The 15,663-nt window shown below is 72.2% G+C and carries 15 protein-coding genes and 1 pseudogene; 13 read left to right on the top strand and 3 right to left on the bottom strand.

Going from position 1 to position 15,663, the window contains the following annotated elements; genetic code table 11:
• Positions 1–60 precede the first annotated feature (60 nt).
• From MCBG_RS16255 to MCBG_RS16215, 9 genes are all read left to right on the top strand, one after another.
• Complete coding sequence (locus tag MCBG_RS16255; protein ID WP_043326777.1) at positions 61–1,872, top strand: glycoside hydrolase family 13 protein; 1,812 nt, start codon at positions 61–63, stop codon at positions 1,870–1,872.
• A gap of 162 nt (positions 1,873–2,034) precedes the next feature.
• The gene (locus MCBG_RS16250; RefSeq protein WP_043330653.1) at positions 2,035–2,376 is read left to right on the top strand and encodes a hypothetical protein; all 342 of its coding nucleotides are present in this window, start codon (positions 2,035–2,037) and stop codon (positions 2,374–2,376) included.
• 277 nt (positions 2,377–2,653) lie between these two features.
• Positions 2,654–3,724: a BMP family lipoprotein gene (locus tag MCBG_RS16245; protein WP_043326775.1), complete on the top strand. Its 1,071-nt coding sequence runs from the start codon at positions 2,654–2,656 to the stop codon at positions 3,722–3,724.
• Positions 3,725–3,846: 122 nt separating this feature from the next.
• Positions 3,847–5,502 (top strand): ABC transporter ATP-binding protein, encoded by a 1,656-nt coding sequence (locus tag MCBG_RS16240; RefSeq protein WP_043326773.1) that lies wholly within the window; start codon positions 3,847–3,849, stop codon positions 5,500–5,502.
• Between the two features lie 173 nt (positions 5,503–5,675).
• Positions 5,676–6,863, top strand: coding sequence for an ABC transporter permease (locus MCBG_RS16235; protein ID WP_369799364.1), 1,188 nt, complete (start codon positions 5,676–5,678; stop codon positions 6,861–6,863).
• Positions 6,864–6,865: 2 nt separating this feature from the next.
• Entirely contained in the window at positions 6,866–8,146 is a 1,281-nt protein-coding gene (locus tag MCBG_RS16230; RefSeq protein ID WP_043326769.1) for an ABC transporter permease, read from the top strand.
• Between the two features lie 91 nt (positions 8,147–8,237).
• Positions 8,238–8,951 (top strand): cytidine deaminase, encoded by a 714-nt coding sequence (locus MCBG_RS16225; protein ID WP_223201243.1) that lies wholly within the window; start codon positions 8,238–8,240, stop codon positions 8,949–8,951.
• Between the two features lie 141 nt (positions 8,952–9,092).
• Positions 9,093–10,373 (top strand): thymidine phosphorylase, encoded by a 1,281-nt coding sequence (locus tag MCBG_RS16220; protein WP_043326767.1) that lies wholly within the window; start codon positions 9,093–9,095, stop codon positions 10,371–10,373.
• 88 nt (positions 10,374–10,461) lie between these two features.
• Positions 10,462–11,142: a DUF4272 domain-containing protein gene (locus MCBG_RS16215; RefSeq protein WP_043326765.1), complete on the top strand. Its 681-nt coding sequence runs from the start codon at positions 10,462–10,464 to the stop codon at positions 11,140–11,142.
• 6 nt (positions 11,143–11,148) lie between these two features.
• Here the strand turns inward: MCBG_RS16215 and MCBG_RS16210 are convergent, their stop codons facing one another.
• Complete coding sequence (locus MCBG_RS16210) at positions 11,149–12,000, bottom strand: putative RNA methyltransferase (protein ID WP_043326764.1); 852 nt, start codon at positions 11,998–12,000, stop codon at positions 11,149–11,151.
• Between the two features lie 3 nt (positions 12,001–12,003).
• The gene (locus MCBG_RS16205) at positions 12,004–12,489 is read right to left on the bottom strand and encodes a MarR family winged helix-turn-helix transcriptional regulator (RefSeq protein ID WP_043326762.1); all 486 of its coding nucleotides are present in this window, start codon (positions 12,487–12,489) and stop codon (positions 12,004–12,006) included.
• A 57-nt stretch (positions 12,490–12,546) separates the two neighbouring features.
• On the opposite strand from MCBG_RS16205, the pseudogene MCBG_RS16200 reads away from it, so the two are divergent.
• The 4 genes and pseudogenes from MCBG_RS16200 (at position 12,547) to MCBG_RS16185 (ending at position 15,269) form a co-directional block, all read left to right on the top strand.
• Positions 12,547–13,174: pseudogene (locus tag MCBG_RS16200) on the top strand (YitT family protein).
• On the top strand, positions 13,162–13,731 hold the full coding sequence (locus MCBG_RS16195; protein ID WP_043326759.1) for an NADPH-dependent FMN reductase: 570 nt from the start codon (positions 13,162–13,164) through the stop codon (positions 13,729–13,731). Before MCBG_RS16200 ends, MCBG_RS16195 begins: the two are co-directional and overlap by 13 nt.
• Positions 13,728–14,141: a PPOX class F420-dependent oxidoreductase gene (locus MCBG_RS16190; protein ID WP_043326758.1), complete on the top strand. Its 414-nt coding sequence runs from the start codon at positions 13,728–13,730 to the stop codon at positions 14,139–14,141. The genes MCBG_RS16195 and MCBG_RS16190 overlap by 4 nt, the downstream gene beginning before the upstream one ends.
• Before the next feature lie 51 nt (positions 14,142–14,192).
• Positions 14,193–15,269 carry an adenosine deaminase gene (locus tag MCBG_RS16185; RefSeq protein WP_043326756.1) on the top strand — a complete coding sequence of 359 codons (1,077 nt, stop codon included), beginning with the start codon at positions 14,193–14,195 and terminating at the stop codon, positions 15,267–15,269.
• On the opposite strand, the gene MCBG_RS34120 is transcribed toward MCBG_RS16185, so the two are convergent.
• Positions 15,270–15,608, bottom strand: coding sequence for a hypothetical protein (locus tag MCBG_RS34120; RefSeq protein WP_223201242.1), 339 nt, complete (start codon positions 15,606–15,608; stop codon positions 15,270–15,272).
• Positions 15,609–15,663: the final 55 nt, after the last annotated feature.

Raw genomic sequence — 15,663 nt, 5'->3', positions numbered from 1 at the left:
AAACCGATCGCGGCGGGTGCCCGCCCCTCTCCCTGTCGGTACGACGCGAAAGGCAGCACCATGTCCCTTCAGCCGCACCACGACGGCTCCGCCACCTACGTCCCGGAGCAGGAGCCCGCGCTCGGGCAGACCGTCCCCGTCTTCGTCCGGGTGCCGGCCGGATCCGGCGTCTCCCAGGTGCACGTGCGCACCACCGGCGACGGCGAGCCGCGCTTCGCCGAGGCGCGGGTCGACCGCACCGACGACGGCGACGTGTGGTGGCGGGCCGATGTCGAGGTCCGCAACCCGGTCAGCAACTACCGCTTCCTGCTCGACGGCGAACGCGGCGCCCGCTGGCTCAACGCCGCCGGCCTGGCCGGGCACGACGTGCCGGACAACGGCGACTTCAAGCTGGTCAGCTACGCCCCGCCGCCGGCCTGGGCCCGGGACGCGGTGATCTACCAGATCTTCCCGGACCGGTTCGCCCGCTCGGCCGCCGCCGACGGCCGGACCGTGCCGGACTGGGCCATCCCGTGTGACTGGGACACCCCGGTCGTCGGCCGCGGCCCGGAGACGCCCCGCCAGTTCTACGGCGGCGACCTCGACGGCGTCACCGAACACCTGGACCACCTGGACCGGCTCGGCGTCAACACCGTCTACCTGACGCCGGTGTTCCCGGCGCGCTCCAACCACAGGTACGACGCGTCGAGCTTCGACACCGTCGACCCGCTGCTCGGCGGCGACGCGGCGCTGGCCCGGCTCGCCGACGCGGTGCACGCCCGGGGCTGGCGGCTGCTCGGCGACATCACCAGCAACCACACCGGCGACGCCCACGACTGGTTCACCGCCGCCGTCTCCGACGTCAACGCGCCGGAACGCGAGCTGTACTACTTCGACCTGCCCGGCTCGGACTACGAGTCGTGGAACGGGGTGAAGTCGCTGCCGAAGCTGAACTGGGGCAGCGCCGAACTGCGCCGCCGGTTCGCCACCGCCGAGGACTCGCTGCTGCGCCGCTGGCTGCGCCCGCCGTACGGGCTGGACGGCTGGCGGGTCGACGTGGCGAACATGACCGGGCGGCGGGGCGCTGACGCGTACACCCACGAGGTGGCGCGGCTGCTGCGCGAGGTGGTGGCCGAAACCCGGCCGGACGGGCTGCTGCTGGCCGAGCACGGCCACGACCACACCGGTGACCTGGACCGCGACGGCTGGCACGGGACGATGAACTACGTCGGCTTCACCGACCCGGTCTGGTCCTGGCTGCGGCACGGCGACGACCCGGTGCCGAACTTCCTCGGCACCCCGGGCGGGGTACGGCGGCGCGACGCGGGCGCGGTGCTCGCCACCATGAACACGTACCGGTCGCTGGTGTCGTGGCGCTCGTACACGCACTCGTGGCAGCTGCTCGGCTCGCACGACTCGGCCCGGATCCGCACCGTGGTCGGCGACGCGGCCCGGCAGGAGGTGGCGGCCGGACTGCTCGCCACCATGCCCGGCACGCCCGTGGTCTTCGCCGGGGACGAGCTGGGCCTGACCGGCACCAACGGGGAGGGCTCGCGTACGCCGATGCCGTGGCACCGGCGCCAGAGCTGGGACCGGCGCACGTTCGAGGCGTACCGGTCGTTGCTGACGCTGCGCCGCGACGAGCCGGCGCTGCGGCACGGCGGCCTGCGCTGGGTGTACGCGGACGCGGACACGCTCGTCTTCCTGCGCGAGGCGCCCACGTCGACGGTGCTGGTGCTGGCAAGGCGAGCCGCAGGCACCCCGGTACGCCTGCAAGGCGTGGGCGCCGCAGAGAACGTCTACGGCAACGCCCCAGCTCTCCACCCCGACGCCGACAACAAGGTGACCCTCCCCGCCGAGGGCCCCACGTTCCAGGTCTGGCGCCTCCGCTGACCCCGGGCCCTCGCGATCTTGCGGTTTCGGCCCGTGTGCCGCGCCTTTCGTCCCGTTGTGCCGGGGCGGAAACTGCAAGATCGCGGGGGAGGGGTCACGGTATGACGGCAGGTCGGCCGGGTCATTACTACAAAGCGTCGTTGATGGGGGAGGATGGGCCGCGTGGAAGCTCTTCGACTGATTCTTCTCTACGTCCATCTGATCGGTTTCGCGCTGCTGCTCGGCGGCGCGATCGCCCAGTACGTCTCCGGCAAGCTGCGCATCAACGCGGCCATGCTCTGGGGCGCGATCATCCAGATCCTCACCGGCATCGGGCTGTCCGCCCCGCTGCGGGACGGGGACGAGCCGGCCCCGGCGAAACTTGTTACCAAGTTGGTGCTCGCGCTGCTCATCTTCGTCATGGTCTTCTTCTCCCGTAAGCGGGAGACCGTCAACCGCGGCCACTTCCTCGCGATCGTCGGGTTGACGCTGGTCAACGCTGCCGTCGCGGTGTTCTGGCGTTAGTTCGCCGCCAGTCGGGGAAGCTGCGGGAAACGGACGTTCGCGACACCATCGCGCACGCCCACCGGCCGGATAAGTGACCTGCCCCACCCAAGGGTTACACCGGGGTAACGGACGCTCAACAGTCGTGCACGATTGTCGGCCGGTGGGTGGGCGCGGGCGTACGCTCCCGTCCGTAACGTGGGACGCCGGCCGCACATCGCAGGCCGGCGCAAGGGCTGCGCACCGCGCACAACGCGGTGTGCAAGGGGAAGGAGACGTCTTGCGCTCTGTGCGTGGGATGCGGATTGCCTCCGTCATTGCGGCGGGTGGACTCGTGCTGGGCGCTGCCGCGTGTGGTGAGGCTCCGGACGACGACAACAACGCCGGCGGCGACGGCGGCAAGAAGTTCAGCGCCTGCATGGTGACCGACGTCGGCGGCGTCGACGACAAGTCCTTCAACGCCTCGGCCTGGAAGGGCCTGCAGGAGGCGAAGAAGGAGAACGACAAGATCGACATCAAGTACGTCCAGTCGAAGGCCGAGGCGGACTACGAGGTCAACCTGACCGGGTTCGTCAACCAGAAGTGCGACTTCATCCTGGCCGTCGGTGGCCTGATGTCGGACGCCACCAAGGCGGCGGCTGAGAAGAACCCGAACCAGCAGTTCGCGATCGTCGACGCCAACCCGGGTGTGTCGAACGTCTACCCGATGCAGTTCGACACCGCGCAGGCCGGGTTCCAGGCCGGCTACCTGGCCGCCGGGATGAGCAAGTCCGGCAAGGTCGGCACCTACGGCGGCCTGCCGATCCCGCCGGTCACCATCTTCATGGACGGCTTCGCCGACGGCGTGGCGTACTTCAACAAGGCCAAGAGCAAGAACGTCCAGGTGCTGGGCTGGGACAAGGCCACCCAGAAGGGCTCCTTCGCCAACTCGTTCGAGAAGCAGGACGAGGGCAAGAAGGTCTCCGACGCGCTCGTCGCGCAGGGCGCCGACATCGTGATGCCGGTCGCCGGTGGCGCCGGTCTCGGCACCACCTCCGCGGCCAAGGCCTCGGGCGGCAAGTACTCGGTCGTCTGGGTGGACATCGACGGCTGCGAGAGCACCCCGGACTGCTCGGCGATCCTGACCACCGTCGTCAAGAACATCCCGGACGCCGTCAAGGAGGCCGCGCTGAAGGCCGCCAGTGGCGAGAAGCTCCAGGCCACGCCGGGCTTCGTGGGCACGCTCGCCAACAACGGCGTCTCGATCGCCCCGTACCACGACTTCGACAGCAAGGTCCCGGCGGACCTGAAGGCCGAGGTCGACAAGATCAAGGCGGACATCGCCGCGGGCACCATCACCGTCACCTCGAAGGCCCAGCCGACCAAGTGACGGTTCCGCCGGCCGCCGCGATGCGATCATCGGCAGCGGGGGCCGGCGGGCACCAGGTTTGACGATCCGGCCGTCCCGGCGCAACGGGGAAGGTACCCCGAGCGCCGGGGCGGCCGATCAGCTTGACTCCCCCCGACATCCCCACCCGGCGTGGTGGCGGCGCGGCAGGTCGCTACGCTGCACCATCGCTCGCACTCCAGGAGGTTGCGCTGAGACTCGAACTGCGCGGCATCACCAAACGGTTCGGTGATCTGGTCGCCAACGACCACATCGACCTGACGGTGGAGCCTGGAGAGATCCACGCCCTGCTCGGCGAGAACGGTGCCGGCAAGTCGACCCTGATGAACGTGCTCTACGGCCTCTACCAGCCGGACGAGGGCGAGATCCTGGTCGACGGCAAGCCGCTGAAGCTGAAGGGCCCGTCGGACGCGATCGCCGCCGGGATCGGCATGGTGCACCAGCACTTCATGCTGGTGCCGGTCTTCACCGTGGCGGAGAACGTGATGCTCGGCGCCGAGCAGGTCCGGGGGCCGTTCGCCGGCATCCTCGACCGGCGACGGGCCCGCCGCGAGGTCGCCGAGGTGTCCGAGCGGTACAACCTGCGGGTCGACCCGGACGCGGTGATCGAGGACCTGCCGGTCGGCATCCAGCAGCGGGTGGAGATCGTCAAGGCCCTCACCCGCGACGTCGACCTGCTGATCCTCGACGAGCCGACCGCCGTGCTCACCCCGCAGGAGACCGAGGAGCTGCTCGCGGTCATGCGGTCGCTCAAGGCCGCCGGCAAGTCGATCGTGTTCATCACCCACAAGCTGGGCGAGGTGAAGGCCATCGCCGACCGGATCACCGTGATCCGGCGCGGGAAGACGGTCGGCACCGCCGAGCCGAGCGCCAGCCGGGACGAACTGGCCGCGCTGATGGTGGGCCGCAGCGTCCGGCTGACCGTGGACAAGAAGCCGGCCACCCCCGGCAAGCCGGTCCTGGAGGTCTCCGGCCTGGTCGTGGACGACGACCGGCAGGTACGCGCGGTCGACGGCGTCGACCTGACCGTGCACGCCGGTGAGGTGCTCGGTGTCGCGGGCGTGCAGGGCAACGGCCAGACCGAGCTGATCGAGGCGATCATGGGCCTGCGCCCGGTGCTCGCCGGCACGATCAGCCTGGACGGCGAGCCGACGCACGGCTGGTCGACCAAGAAGGTGCTCCACGCCGGCGTCGGCTACGTGCCGGAGGACCGCAGCGTGGACGGCCTGGTCAAGGAGTTCTCCGTGGCGGAGAACCTGGTGCTGGACATCTACGACCGGCCGCCCTTCGGCAAGGGCCTGTCGCTGAAGCCCGAGGCCATCGCGAAATCGGCCCGGGAGCGGATCGAGCAGTTCGACGTCCGTACCTCCTCGGCCGACGCCGCGGTCGGCACGCTCTCCGGCGGCAACCAGCAGAAGGTGATCGTGGCCCGGGAGCTGTCCCGGCCGCTGAAGCTCTTCATCGCCGCCCAGCCCACCCGGGGCGTGGACGTCGGCTCGATCGAGTTCATCCACAGCCGGGTCATCCGCGAGCGGGACATCGGCACCGCGGTGATGGTGGTCTCCAGCGAACTGGACGAGGTGATCGGCCTGGCCGACCGGATCGCGGTCATGTACCGCGGCCGGATCATCGGCATCGTCGGCCCGGACACCCCGCGCGAGGAGATCGGCCTGCTGATGGCCGGCATCACCCCGGACGCCGCCACCCCGGACGCCGCCACCGCGACCGAGGGCGGCCCTGGCAACGAGGACGAGGCATGACCAACCCGAACCCCGTCTCGGGCTCGCCGGACAAGGAACCGGCGACCGAGGCGCAGGAGTCGCTGAGCGAGGCCCGGGCGACGCCGACGCAGCCGGCCGGTGACACCGAGCAGACGGTGCCCGCCACCGCGACCGCGAAGAGGCCGGACCCGGCCGGGGAGTCCCGTCCCGGCATGGGCCGGATGTTCCTGGACAACCTCTGGGCGGCAAACACGGTCACCGTGACGGTGCTCGCGGTGCTGCTGGCCATGGTGGTCGGCGCGGTGCTGATCATCGTGTCCGACCCGGAGGTGCTGGCCACCTACAGCTACATCACGGCTCGCCCCACGGACGCGCTGAACGCCAGCTGGACTGTGGTCAGCGAGGCGTACGCGAACCTGTTCAAGGGCGCGATCTTCGACCCGGACGCGGTCGGCTTCACCGCCGTCATGAGCCCGATCTCGGAGACGCTCACCTACGCCGCGCCGCTCGTCTTCACCGGCCTGTCGGTGGCGCTGGCCTTCCGCGGCGGCCTGTTCAACATCGGCGCCCAGGGCCAGGCGACGATCGCCGTCATCCTGGCCGCCGTGGCCGGCTTCGCGCTGCCGCTGCCGCCCGTCGTGCACCTGCTGGTGGCGCTGATCGCCGGCGCGCTCGGCGGCGCGCTCTGGGGTTTCATCCCCGGCATCCTCAAGGCCCGGGCCGGGGCGCACGAGGTGATCAACACGATCATGCTCAACTACGTGGCGGTCTACTTCCTGTCCTGGATCATCGTGCAGAACGGGGTGCAGAACCCGAACCGGTCGGACGCCATCAGCAAGCCGGTCGACTCCTCCGCGCAGTTGCCCCGCCTGCTCGGCGACGACCTGCGGGTGCACGCCGGCATCCTGCTCGCGGTGGCGGCCACCTGGTTCATCGCCTGGCTGCTCAACCGCTCCACGCTCGGCTTCGAGCTGCGGGCCGTGGGCGCGAACCCGGACGCGGCCCGCACCGCCGGCATCAGCGTGACCAAGACGTACGTGCTGGTGATGGTGTTCGCGGGCATGCTGGCCGGCCTGGGCGGCTCGACCATGGTGCTCGGCACCACCGCTACCGCGCTGACCCCGCTGGTGATCGCTCAGATCGGCTTCGACGGCATCCTGGTCGCGCTGCTCGGCCGCGTGAAGCCGTGGGGTGTGCTGCTGGCCGCGCTGCTGTTCGGCGCGCTCCAGGCCGGTGGCAACCGGATGCAGTCGTACTCCGGCATCTCGCTGGAACTGGTCACCGTGCTCCAGGCGCTCATCGTCATCTTCATCGCCGCGCCTGCCCTGGTGAAGACGATCTTCCAGCTCCGGGCGGCCCGCGCCGCCCGGTTGCAGACGAGCCTCGCGAAGGGCTGGTGAGCATGTCCACCACCGCTGTCCCCGAGGTCGCCGTTACCGCGGTCGACGAGGGTTTCTGGACCCGTAACCGGAAGATCGGCGTGGTCCTGCTGGCGCTCGGCGTGCTCGCGGCGGTGCTGTTCGGCGCGCTCGCGACCGACCAGCACGCCCGGTTCACGCTCAGCGAGACCGAGGGCGGCGCCGCCCTGGAGATCAACGGTACGGTCGGCGCGATCCTGTTCGGGCTGATCACCGCCGCGGCCGGAGGCGCGCTGCTGGCCGGTGTGCCGAAGCGCTGGTTCGCGCTGCTGCTCGGCGCCGGGCTGGTCGCCTTCGTGCTGAGCTTCCTGTGCTGGCAGGTCTCCGCCGCGCCCGAGGGCCGCAACTTCATGCCGCTGGTGAACGTCGTGCGCGGCACGTTCATCCTGGCCCTGCCGCTGATCTTCGGCGCGCTCGCCGGTGTGCTCTGCGAGCGCTCCGGCGTGGTGAACGTGGCGATCGAGGGCCAGCTCCTGATGGGCGCGTTCTCCGGCGCGCTGTTCGGCAGCATGTCCGGCAGCGTCTGGGTCGGCCTGGTGGCCGCCGCCATCGGTGGCGCGTTCATCTCGTTCCTGCTGGCCGTGTTCTCCATCCGCTACCTGGTCGACCAGGTGGTCATGGGCATCGTGCTCAACCTGCTCGCGGTCGGCATCACCGGCTTCCTCTACGAGCGGCTGATGCAGACCGACGCGGCGAAGTACAACAGCGCGCCCCGGTTCGGCAACTGGGAGATCCCGCTGCTGTCCGACATCCCGCTGATCGGTCCGGCGCTGTTCCGGGGCAACATCTTCCTCTACCTCGGCCTGCTGCTGGTGCTGGTCATCCACCTGGCGCTGTTCCGTACCCGGTGGGGCCTGCGGACCCGCTCGGTCGGCGAGCACCCGACCGCCGCCGACACGCTGGGCGTGAAGGTGCTGCGGCTGCGCTACCGCAACGTGATCCTGGCCGGTCTGGTGGCCGGTGTCGGCGGCGCCTCGTACACGCTGGCGCTCTACTCGTTCACCAAGAACATGATCGGCGGTAAGGGCTTCATCGCCCTGGCCGCGCTGATCTTCGGCCGGTGGAGCCCGACCGGCGCGCTGCTCGCGGCGCTCTTCTTCGGCTTCGCCGACCAGCTCGCCACCTACCTGGGCGCGATCGGCAGCAGCATCCCGAGCCAGTTCCTGGCGATGCTGCCGTACCTGGCGACGATCCTGGCCGTGGCCGGGCTGGTCGGCAAGGTCCGGGCGCCGGCCGCCGACGGCAAGCCGTACATCAAGGGCTGACCGCCCGCCGCGACACCGTGCCCGGCGGGGCGACCCGCCGGGCATCGTCGTCTCCGGCCGCGCCGCGACCGATCGGCGCAAATTGGGCAGAATGGGAGTCGTGATGGAGATCGACTGGGAGCGGCTGCGGGCCGCCGCCACCGAGGTCATGCGGCACGCCTACGTGCCGTACTCGAAGTTCCCGGTGGGCGCCGCCGCGCTCGTCGACGACGGCCGCGTCGTGGTCGGCTGCAACGTGGAGAACGCCGGATACGGCGTGACGCTCTGCGCCGAGTGCGGCGTGGTGTCGCAGCTGCACGCGACCGGCGGGGGCCGGATCGTGGCGCTGTCCTGCGTCGACGCCACCGGCGAGCCGCTGATGCCGTGCGGCAGGTGCCGGCAGTTGCTGTGGGAGCAGGGCGGGCCGGAGTGCCTGGTCGAGTCGAAGGGCGGGCCGCTGCGGATGGCCGAGCTGCTGCCGCACGCCTTCGACGTGGCCGACATCGAGGCGGTGACCGGCGAGCACCCGGTGCCGGTGGTGCCGGACCGGCTGGCCGCCTGGCGGGGCCGGGGCACCGTGTTCGTGCACCCCGACCTCTCGGCCGGGCAGCAGGTCTGGACGGCGTACTGGGAGCGGTCCTCCGGCGGCGCCGAGGACGCCGAGACCGGCGTGCTGGAGGAGGGCTCCACCTGGGACGACCCGGCGAGCGCGATCGAGTGGGGGTTGGCGCGTACGCCGCGCGTGGTGGTGGTGGATGCTTCGGGCACTGTCTTCTGGGCCGGTGAGGGTGAGCCTCCCTCGGAGATTCCGGTTCGTTGGGGTTGAGCTGGGGGGAATCGGGCCGAGGGTGCCCGGCTCCGGGCGGTCAGGCTTGATCCCTCCGCCGGTCACCCTCGGCCCGATTCCTCGACGGTCACCGTTCGCTGGTGGGTGCGGCCAAGCGCGATTACTGATTGGATCTTGTAAGTGAGTGCTTTTACGGCGGTTGACGTCATTCGGGCCAAGCGGGACGGGGGTGTGCTGAGCGAGGGGCAGATCGACTGGGTGGTCGACGCGTACACGAAGGGTCTGGTCGCAGACGAGCAGATGTCCGCGCTGGCCATGGCGATCCTGCTGCGCGGCATGACCGCGCCGGAGATCGCCCGGTGGACCGCCGCCATGATCGCCAGCGGCGAACGGCTCGACCTGTCGCCGGTGGCCCGCCCGACAGTGGACAAGCACTCCACCGGCGGTGTCGGTGACAAGATCACCCTGCCGCTGACCCCGCTGGTCGCCGCCTGCGGCGCGGCCGTCCCGCAACTGTCCGGCCGGGGCCTGGGCCACACCGGCGGCACGCTGGACAAGCTGGAGTCGATCCCGGGCTGGCGGGCGGCGCTCACGAACGACGAGTTCATCGCGCAGCTCCGCGACGTGGGCGCGGTGATCTGCGCGGCCGGCGACGGGCTCGCCCCGGCCGACCGCAAGCTGTACGCGCTGCGCGACGTCACCGGCACCGTCGAGGCGATCCCGTTGATCGCCAGCTCGATCATGAGCAAGAAGATCGCCGAGGGCACGGGCGCGCTGGTGCTCGACGTGAAGGTCGGCTCCGGCGCGTTCATGAAGAACGCCGACGACGCCCGCGAACTGGCCCGCACCATGGTCGAGCTGGGCGGCGCGCACGGCGTACGGACCGTCGCCCTGCTCACCGACATGTCCACGCCGCTCGGCCTGGCCGTCGGCAACGCGGTCGAGGTGACCGAGTCGGTGGAGGTGCTGGCCGGTGGCGGCCCGGCCGACGTGGTGGAGCTGACGCTGGCGCTGGCCCGGGAGATGCTCCACGCGGCCGGGCTGCCCGACGCCGACCCGGAGGCGGCGCTGCGCGACGGCCGGGCGATGGACGCCTGGCGGACGATGATCCGGGCGCAGGGCGGCGACCCGGACGCGCCGATGCCCACCGCGAACGAGGTCGAGGTGGTCACCGCGGCCGAGGACGGCTGGGTCGCGGAACTGGACGCGTACGCGATCGGGGTGGCCGCCTGGCGGCTCGGCGCGGGCCGGGCCCGCAAGGAGGACCCGGTGAGCATCCCGTCCGGCGTGGTGCTGCACAAGCGACGGGGTGACCGGGTACGTGTCGGCGACCCGTTGTTCGAGCTGCGCGCCGAGCACGCCGAGCGGATCCCGGCCGCGCTGGCCGAGGCGCGCGAGGCGGTGCGGATCGCGCCGGACGCGCCGGAGGCGACGCCGCTCGTCATCGAGCGGATCGGCTGAGGGCCATGGTGCCGGGCCGGTCGGAGTCGCTATCCTCCCAGGCCAGGGGGGACCGACCGGCGAGGACCCGAACAGACAGGGACTGACCGTGCGAGTATCCGCCCCCGACCCCCGGGCCGTCCGGGAGGCGAGCCTGGACGAGCTGTCCCGGCTGGGCCTGCCGCTGCCCCCGCCGCAGTTCCCGCTGGTCTGGGAGCCGGGCGACGAGATCGAGCTGCGTCCGACGCCGGAGGTCGAGGCCCGGATCGCGGTTCTGCACGTGATCCTGGCCCGCTGCTTCGGCATGCCCGCGCAGGCGGCGATGAGCTGGCTGCTGGAGTCGCACCTGGTCGACTCGGTGACGCCGCCGGAGTGGCAGTTCGTGATGGGCGGCCGGGGTGACCACAGGTCGTTCGTGCTGCACCACGACGCGCTGTTCTCGCTGGCCTGGGTGCTCGGGCTGGCCAAGGAGCTGGACCCGACGGTGCCGGTGGACGAGCGGCTGGTCGAGCGGATGCCGAACCTGGTGGCGGGGGAGACGTTCGCCCAGTGGCAGGCCCGGATCCTGGCCGCGCCGCAGCACCCCGGGGACGCCGCCGCGCTGCTCGACCTGCACTACTGCCTGGACTGGGCGTACCTGGAGACGGAGAAGGCCGGCGGCGCGCTGCCGGGCCTGGTGGACGCCAACGCGATCGGTCAGCGCCGGTGGGCGCTGGAGTGGGCGGTGGTGCTGCGCGGGCCGTACCACGACGAGCCGCCGGGCTGGGAAGAGGTCGACCTCTCCACCTGAGCCGGGTCAGCGCGGGCGGTGCACGCCGAGCCGGACCGAGAGCGTGACCGGGACCGGCTCGGGCAGCGCGGCGATGCGCGCGGCGAGCCGTTCCGGTTCGGCGTGCCAGGCGCTCGGTCCCATCCCGACGAGCGTGGTGACCTCGGCGCGGGTCAGCGCGAGGCGGGCCCGGTGCCCGGTCGCGGACTCCTCGGCGAAGTGGGCGCCGAGGCTGCCGGCGACCCGGTCGGCCTTGTCCGGGTCCACCCGCAGCAGGTCCAGCGCCTCGACCAGTTCGGCCAGGTGGTCGGCGGCCGGGGTGACGACGAGCAACGCGCCGCCGGGGTCGAGCACCCGGTGGAACTCCGGGCCGTTGCGCGGCGCGAACACGTTCAGCAGCACGGCCACCGACCGGTCGGCCAGCGGCAGGCGCTGCCAGGTGTCGGCGAGCGCGGCGGCGGCCCGCGGGTGGGCGCGGGCCGCGCGGCGCAGCGCCGGCTTGGAGACGTCCAGGGCCAGGCCGGCGGCCTCCGGCAGCGCCGCCAGCACCGCCGCGAGGTAATGCCCGGTCCCGGCGCCGGCATCGACCACCAGCGGGTACGGGTCGACGCCCGCGACGCGTACCGCTGTGGTCGCGAGCGCGGCGGCGACGGCGTCGTAGTGGCCGGCGGCGAGGAAGTCGGCGCGGGCGGCGACCATCTCGGAGCTGTCCCCGGTGTGCGGGGAGCGGCCGGCGAGCAGGTTGACGTACCCCTGCCGGGCGGTGTCGAAGCTGTGCCCGCGGGGGCAGCGCAGGGCGCGGGTGGTGCCGGCGGTGGCGGCGGTCAGCGGTTCGGCGCAGACCGGGCAGCGCAGCCGGGCGAGGATGCGGTCGTCCACGCCTCAGTCCTTCGCTTCCGGGCGGCCGGTGGGGCGGCCGGTGAGGTGGTCGACCACCCGGTGGCTGAGCGTGCCGAGCGCGGCCAGCTCCGCCGGGGTGAGCAGGTCGATCAGGTGCCGGCGTACGGCGGCGACGTGCCCGGGCGCGGCGGCTTCGACGGCCTGGCGCCCGGCCGGGGTGAGCGTGACGACCGAGCCGCGGCCGTCGGTGGCGCACTCCTCCCGGGTGACCAGGCCACGCTGCTGCATCCGGGAGATGTGGTGGGACAGGCGGCTGCGGGACCAGAGCATGCGGTCGGCCAGCTCGCTGAGCCGCAGCCGCTGCTCCGGGGTCTCGGACAGGTCGCTCAGGACGTCGTAGTCCGGCTCGGAGAGGCCGGCGTCCTGCATCAGTTCCCGGGCCAGTTCCAGGTCGAGCAGGCGGCGCATGCGGCGGTAGCCGCGCCACGCGCGGTCCTCCTGCTCGTCCAGCCAACGCGGTTCGTCCACGGGCCGATCCTACCGGTGTTGTTGACATGTCACCAAGTTGCGGTCTAGCTTGATGACATGTCAACCAAACTGCCGTCGCGGCTGGTGCGGCTGTTCGCCGGCCTGGCCCTGTTCGGCGTCAGCGTCGCGCTGATGGTCCGCGCCGACCTCGGGCTCGCGTCCTGGGACGTGCTGCACCAGGGGCTCGCCGAGCGCACCGGCCTGCCGATGGGCGTGCTGGTCAACGGCGTGGCGCTGCTGGTGCTGCTGCTGTGGATCCCGCTGCGGCAGCGCCCGGGCGTCGGCACCGTGGCGAACGTCGCGCTCGTCGGCCTGGCCCTCGACGCGACGCTGGCGCTCCTGCCGCCGGTCGCCCCGCTCGCCGGCCGGATCGGCCTGCTGGTCGCGGGCGTCCTGCTCAACGGCCTCGCCACCGCGCTCTACCTCGGCGCCCGCCTCGGCCCCGGCCCGCGGGACGGGCTGATGACCGGCCTGGCCGCCCGCGGCCTGCCGCTCGGCCCCGGCCCGCACCGCGATCGAGGTGACTGTGCTGGCCGTCGGCTGGCTGCTCGGCGGCGCCGTCGGCCCCGGCACCCTGCTCTATGCGATCGGCATCGGGCCGATCGTCGCCTGGCTCGTTCCCCGGCTCACCGCGCCGGCCCCGGCCGCCGCCCCGACAGGAGTGACCTCACCATGCCCCGCCTGAACGTCGTCGTCGCCAGCACCCGCCCCGGCCGGGTCGGCCGTCGCATCGGTGACTGGTTCACCGCCGCCGCCGTCCGCCACGCCGGCTTCGACGAGGTGCGCCTGCTCGACCTGGCCGAGGTCGGGCTGCCCTTCCACGACGAGCCGCACCACCCGTCCGAGCGGAACTACGTGCACGAGCACACCCGCGCCTGGAGCGCCGAGATCGACGCCGGGGACGCCTTCGTGCTGGTGATGCCGGAGTACAACTACGGCTTCAGCGCGCCGCTGAAGAACGCGATCGACTACCTCTACCACGAGTGGCAGCACAAGCCGGTGGGCTTCGTCAGCTACGGCATGACCTCCGGGGGCCTGCGCGCGGTGCAGATGATCAAGCAGGTGGTGACCACGCTGAACATGACCCCGGTCAACGACCAGGTGGTCGTCTTCCTCCGGCAGGCGCTGGACGAGTCGGGCGAGCTGCGACCCGACCCCGGCCGCGAGGAGGCCGCCGCGCTCATGCTGGATCAGCTCGCCCGGCTGGCCGCCGCGCTCGCCCCGCTGCGGGTGACCGCATGAGCGCCCGGCTGTGGGAGCTGTTCGGCGAGCGCGGGCGCGGGGTGCTCGTCACCCTGCGCCGCGACGGCCGGCCCCAGCTGTCCAACCTCGACTACCTGGCCGAGCCCGGCCTGATCCGCTGCTCCACCACCGACGGCCGGGCGAAGGTGCGCAACCTGCGCCGCGATCCCCGGGCCAGCTTCCACGTGACCACCGCCGACGGCGGGGCGTACGCCGTGGCCGAGGGCACCGTGACGCTCACCCCGCCGGCCGCCGCCATCGACGACGCGACGGTCGACGAGCTGGTCGAGGTGTACCGGCGCATCCGCGGCGAGCACCCGGACTGGGCCGACTACCGGGCCGCCATGGTGGCCGACGGGCGGGTGGTCCTGCGGCTGGCGGTGGAGCGGGTGTACGGCTGGCGGCCCTGAACCGGCCCGGTCCACCGTCGCGCCCGTACCGGGGGTGACTAGGGTCGGAGCATGGTCGCAATCTCGTACGAGGACATCGTCAAGGTCCCGAAGGCGCTGCTGCACGATCACCTCGACGGCGGCCTGCGGCCCGCGACGATCGTCGAGCTGGCCGCCGAGGTCGGCCACGAACTGCCCACCACCGACCCGGCGGCGCTCGGCGTCTGGTTCACCGAGGCGGCGAACTCCGGCTCGCTGGAGCGCTACCTGGAGACGTTCGCGCACACGGTGGCGGTCATGCAGACCGCCGGCGCGTTGCGCCGGGTCGCCCGCGAGTGCGCGCTGGACCTGGCCGCCGACGGCGTGGTCTACGCCGAGGTGCGGTTCGCCCCGGAACAGCACCTGGAGCAGAACCTGACGCTGGACGAGGTGGTCGACGCGGTGGTCACCGGGTTCCGGGAGGGCAGCGCGCTGGCCGCCGAGGCGGGCACCCCGATCCGGATCGGCACGCTGCTCACCGCGATGCGGCACGCCGCCCGGTCGCAGGAGATCGCCGAGCTGGCCGTGCGGCACCGCGACACCGGGGTGGTCGGCTTCGACATCGCCGGCGCCGAGGCGGGCTTCCCGCCCACCCGGCACCTGGACGCGTTCGAGTACCTCCAGCGGGAGAACTTCCACTTCACCATCCACGCCGGTGAGGCGTTCGGCCTGCCGTCCATCTGGCAGGCGATCCAGTGGTGCGGCGCCGACCGGCTCGGCCACGGCGTACGCATCGTCGACGACATCACCCCCGGCAACCCGCCGGTGCTGGGCCGGCTGGCCGCGTACGTGCGGGACAAGCGCATCCCGCTGGAGCTGTGCCCGTCGTCGAACGTGCAGACCGGTGCCGCGGCCTCGATCGCCGACCACCCGATCGGGCTGCTGCGCGACCTGCGGTTCCGGGTGACTGTGAACACCGACAACCGGCTGATGAGCGGCACCTCGATGTCGCGGGAGATGGCGCTGCTGGTGGAGGCCTTCGGCTACGGCTGGAAGGAACTCCAGTGGTTCACCATCAACGCGATGAAGAGCGCGTTCATCCCGTTCGACGAGCGGCTGCGGATCATCGACGAGGTGATCAAGCCGGCGTACGCCGAGCTGATCGGCTGATCACGACTGGCGGGGGTGGCCGGAGAGCAGCGCGGCCACCCCGCGCAGCACCTGACCGGCCCGGGCCGCCTCGGCGCCGAGCCCGGTCTGCCGGCGCAGCACGGCCGGCTCGGCGCGCAGCAGCGCGACCCCGCGCCGGAGCAGCACCCGGGGCGCCTTGCGCTGCTCGGCGAGGTCCCGGGCGAGGCGGCGCAGGAACGTCGCGCCGCGTGGGCGGCGTAGCGCGTACGCGCCGGCGAGCACGCCCTGCCGGCGGCACTCGGCCACGATCTCGGCGGCGAAGATCCCCTCGGCGACAAAGATTGGCGATCCGTCGATGTCGAATGGCCGGGTGGCCACCCTGCGGTCCGCGCCGATCGCATAAACCGGCACTTCGGCCTTGCCCTCCCGAGCC

The organism is Micromonospora sp. M42, from assembly GCF_000568915.1.
Classification (GTDB): domain Bacteria; phylum Actinomycetota; class Actinomycetes; order Mycobacteriales; family Micromonosporaceae; genus Micromonospora; species Micromonospora chalcea.
Note: the sequence above shows the minus strand (reverse complement) of the source record. Positions and strands in the feature narration are given on the sequence as shown.

Coding starts and splice junctions, on each gene's coding strand:
- MCBG_RS16255 (WP_043326777.1), top strand. CDS start 61: ATGTCCCTTCAGCCGCACCACGACGGCTCCGCCACCTACGTCCCGGAG.
- MCBG_RS16245 (WP_043326775.1), top strand. CDS start 2,654: ATGCGGATTGCCTCCGTCATTGCGGCGGGTGGACTCGTGCTGGGCGCT.
- MCBG_RS16235 (WP_369799364.1), top strand. CDS start 5,676: ATGGGCCGGATGTTCCTGGACAACCTCTGGGCGGCAAACACGGTCACC.
- MCBG_RS16230 (WP_043326769.1), top strand. CDS start 6,866: ATGTCCACCACCGCTGTCCCCGAGGTCGCCGTTACCGCGGTCGACGAG.
- MCBG_RS16225 (WP_223201243.1), top strand. CDS start 8,238: ATGGGAGTCGTGATGGAGATCGACTGGGAGCGGCTGCGGGCCGCCGCC.
- MCBG_RS16195 (WP_043326759.1), top strand. CDS start 13,162: ATGCCCCGCCTGAACGTCGTCGTCGCCAGCACCCGCCCCGGCCGGGTC.
- MCBG_RS16190 (WP_043326758.1), top strand. CDS start 13,728: ATGAGCGCCCGGCTGTGGGAGCTGTTCGGCGAGCGCGGGCGCGGGGTG.
- MCBG_RS16185 (WP_043326756.1), top strand. CDS start 14,193: ATGGTCGCAATCTCGTACGAGGACATCGTCAAGGTCCCGAAGGCGCTG.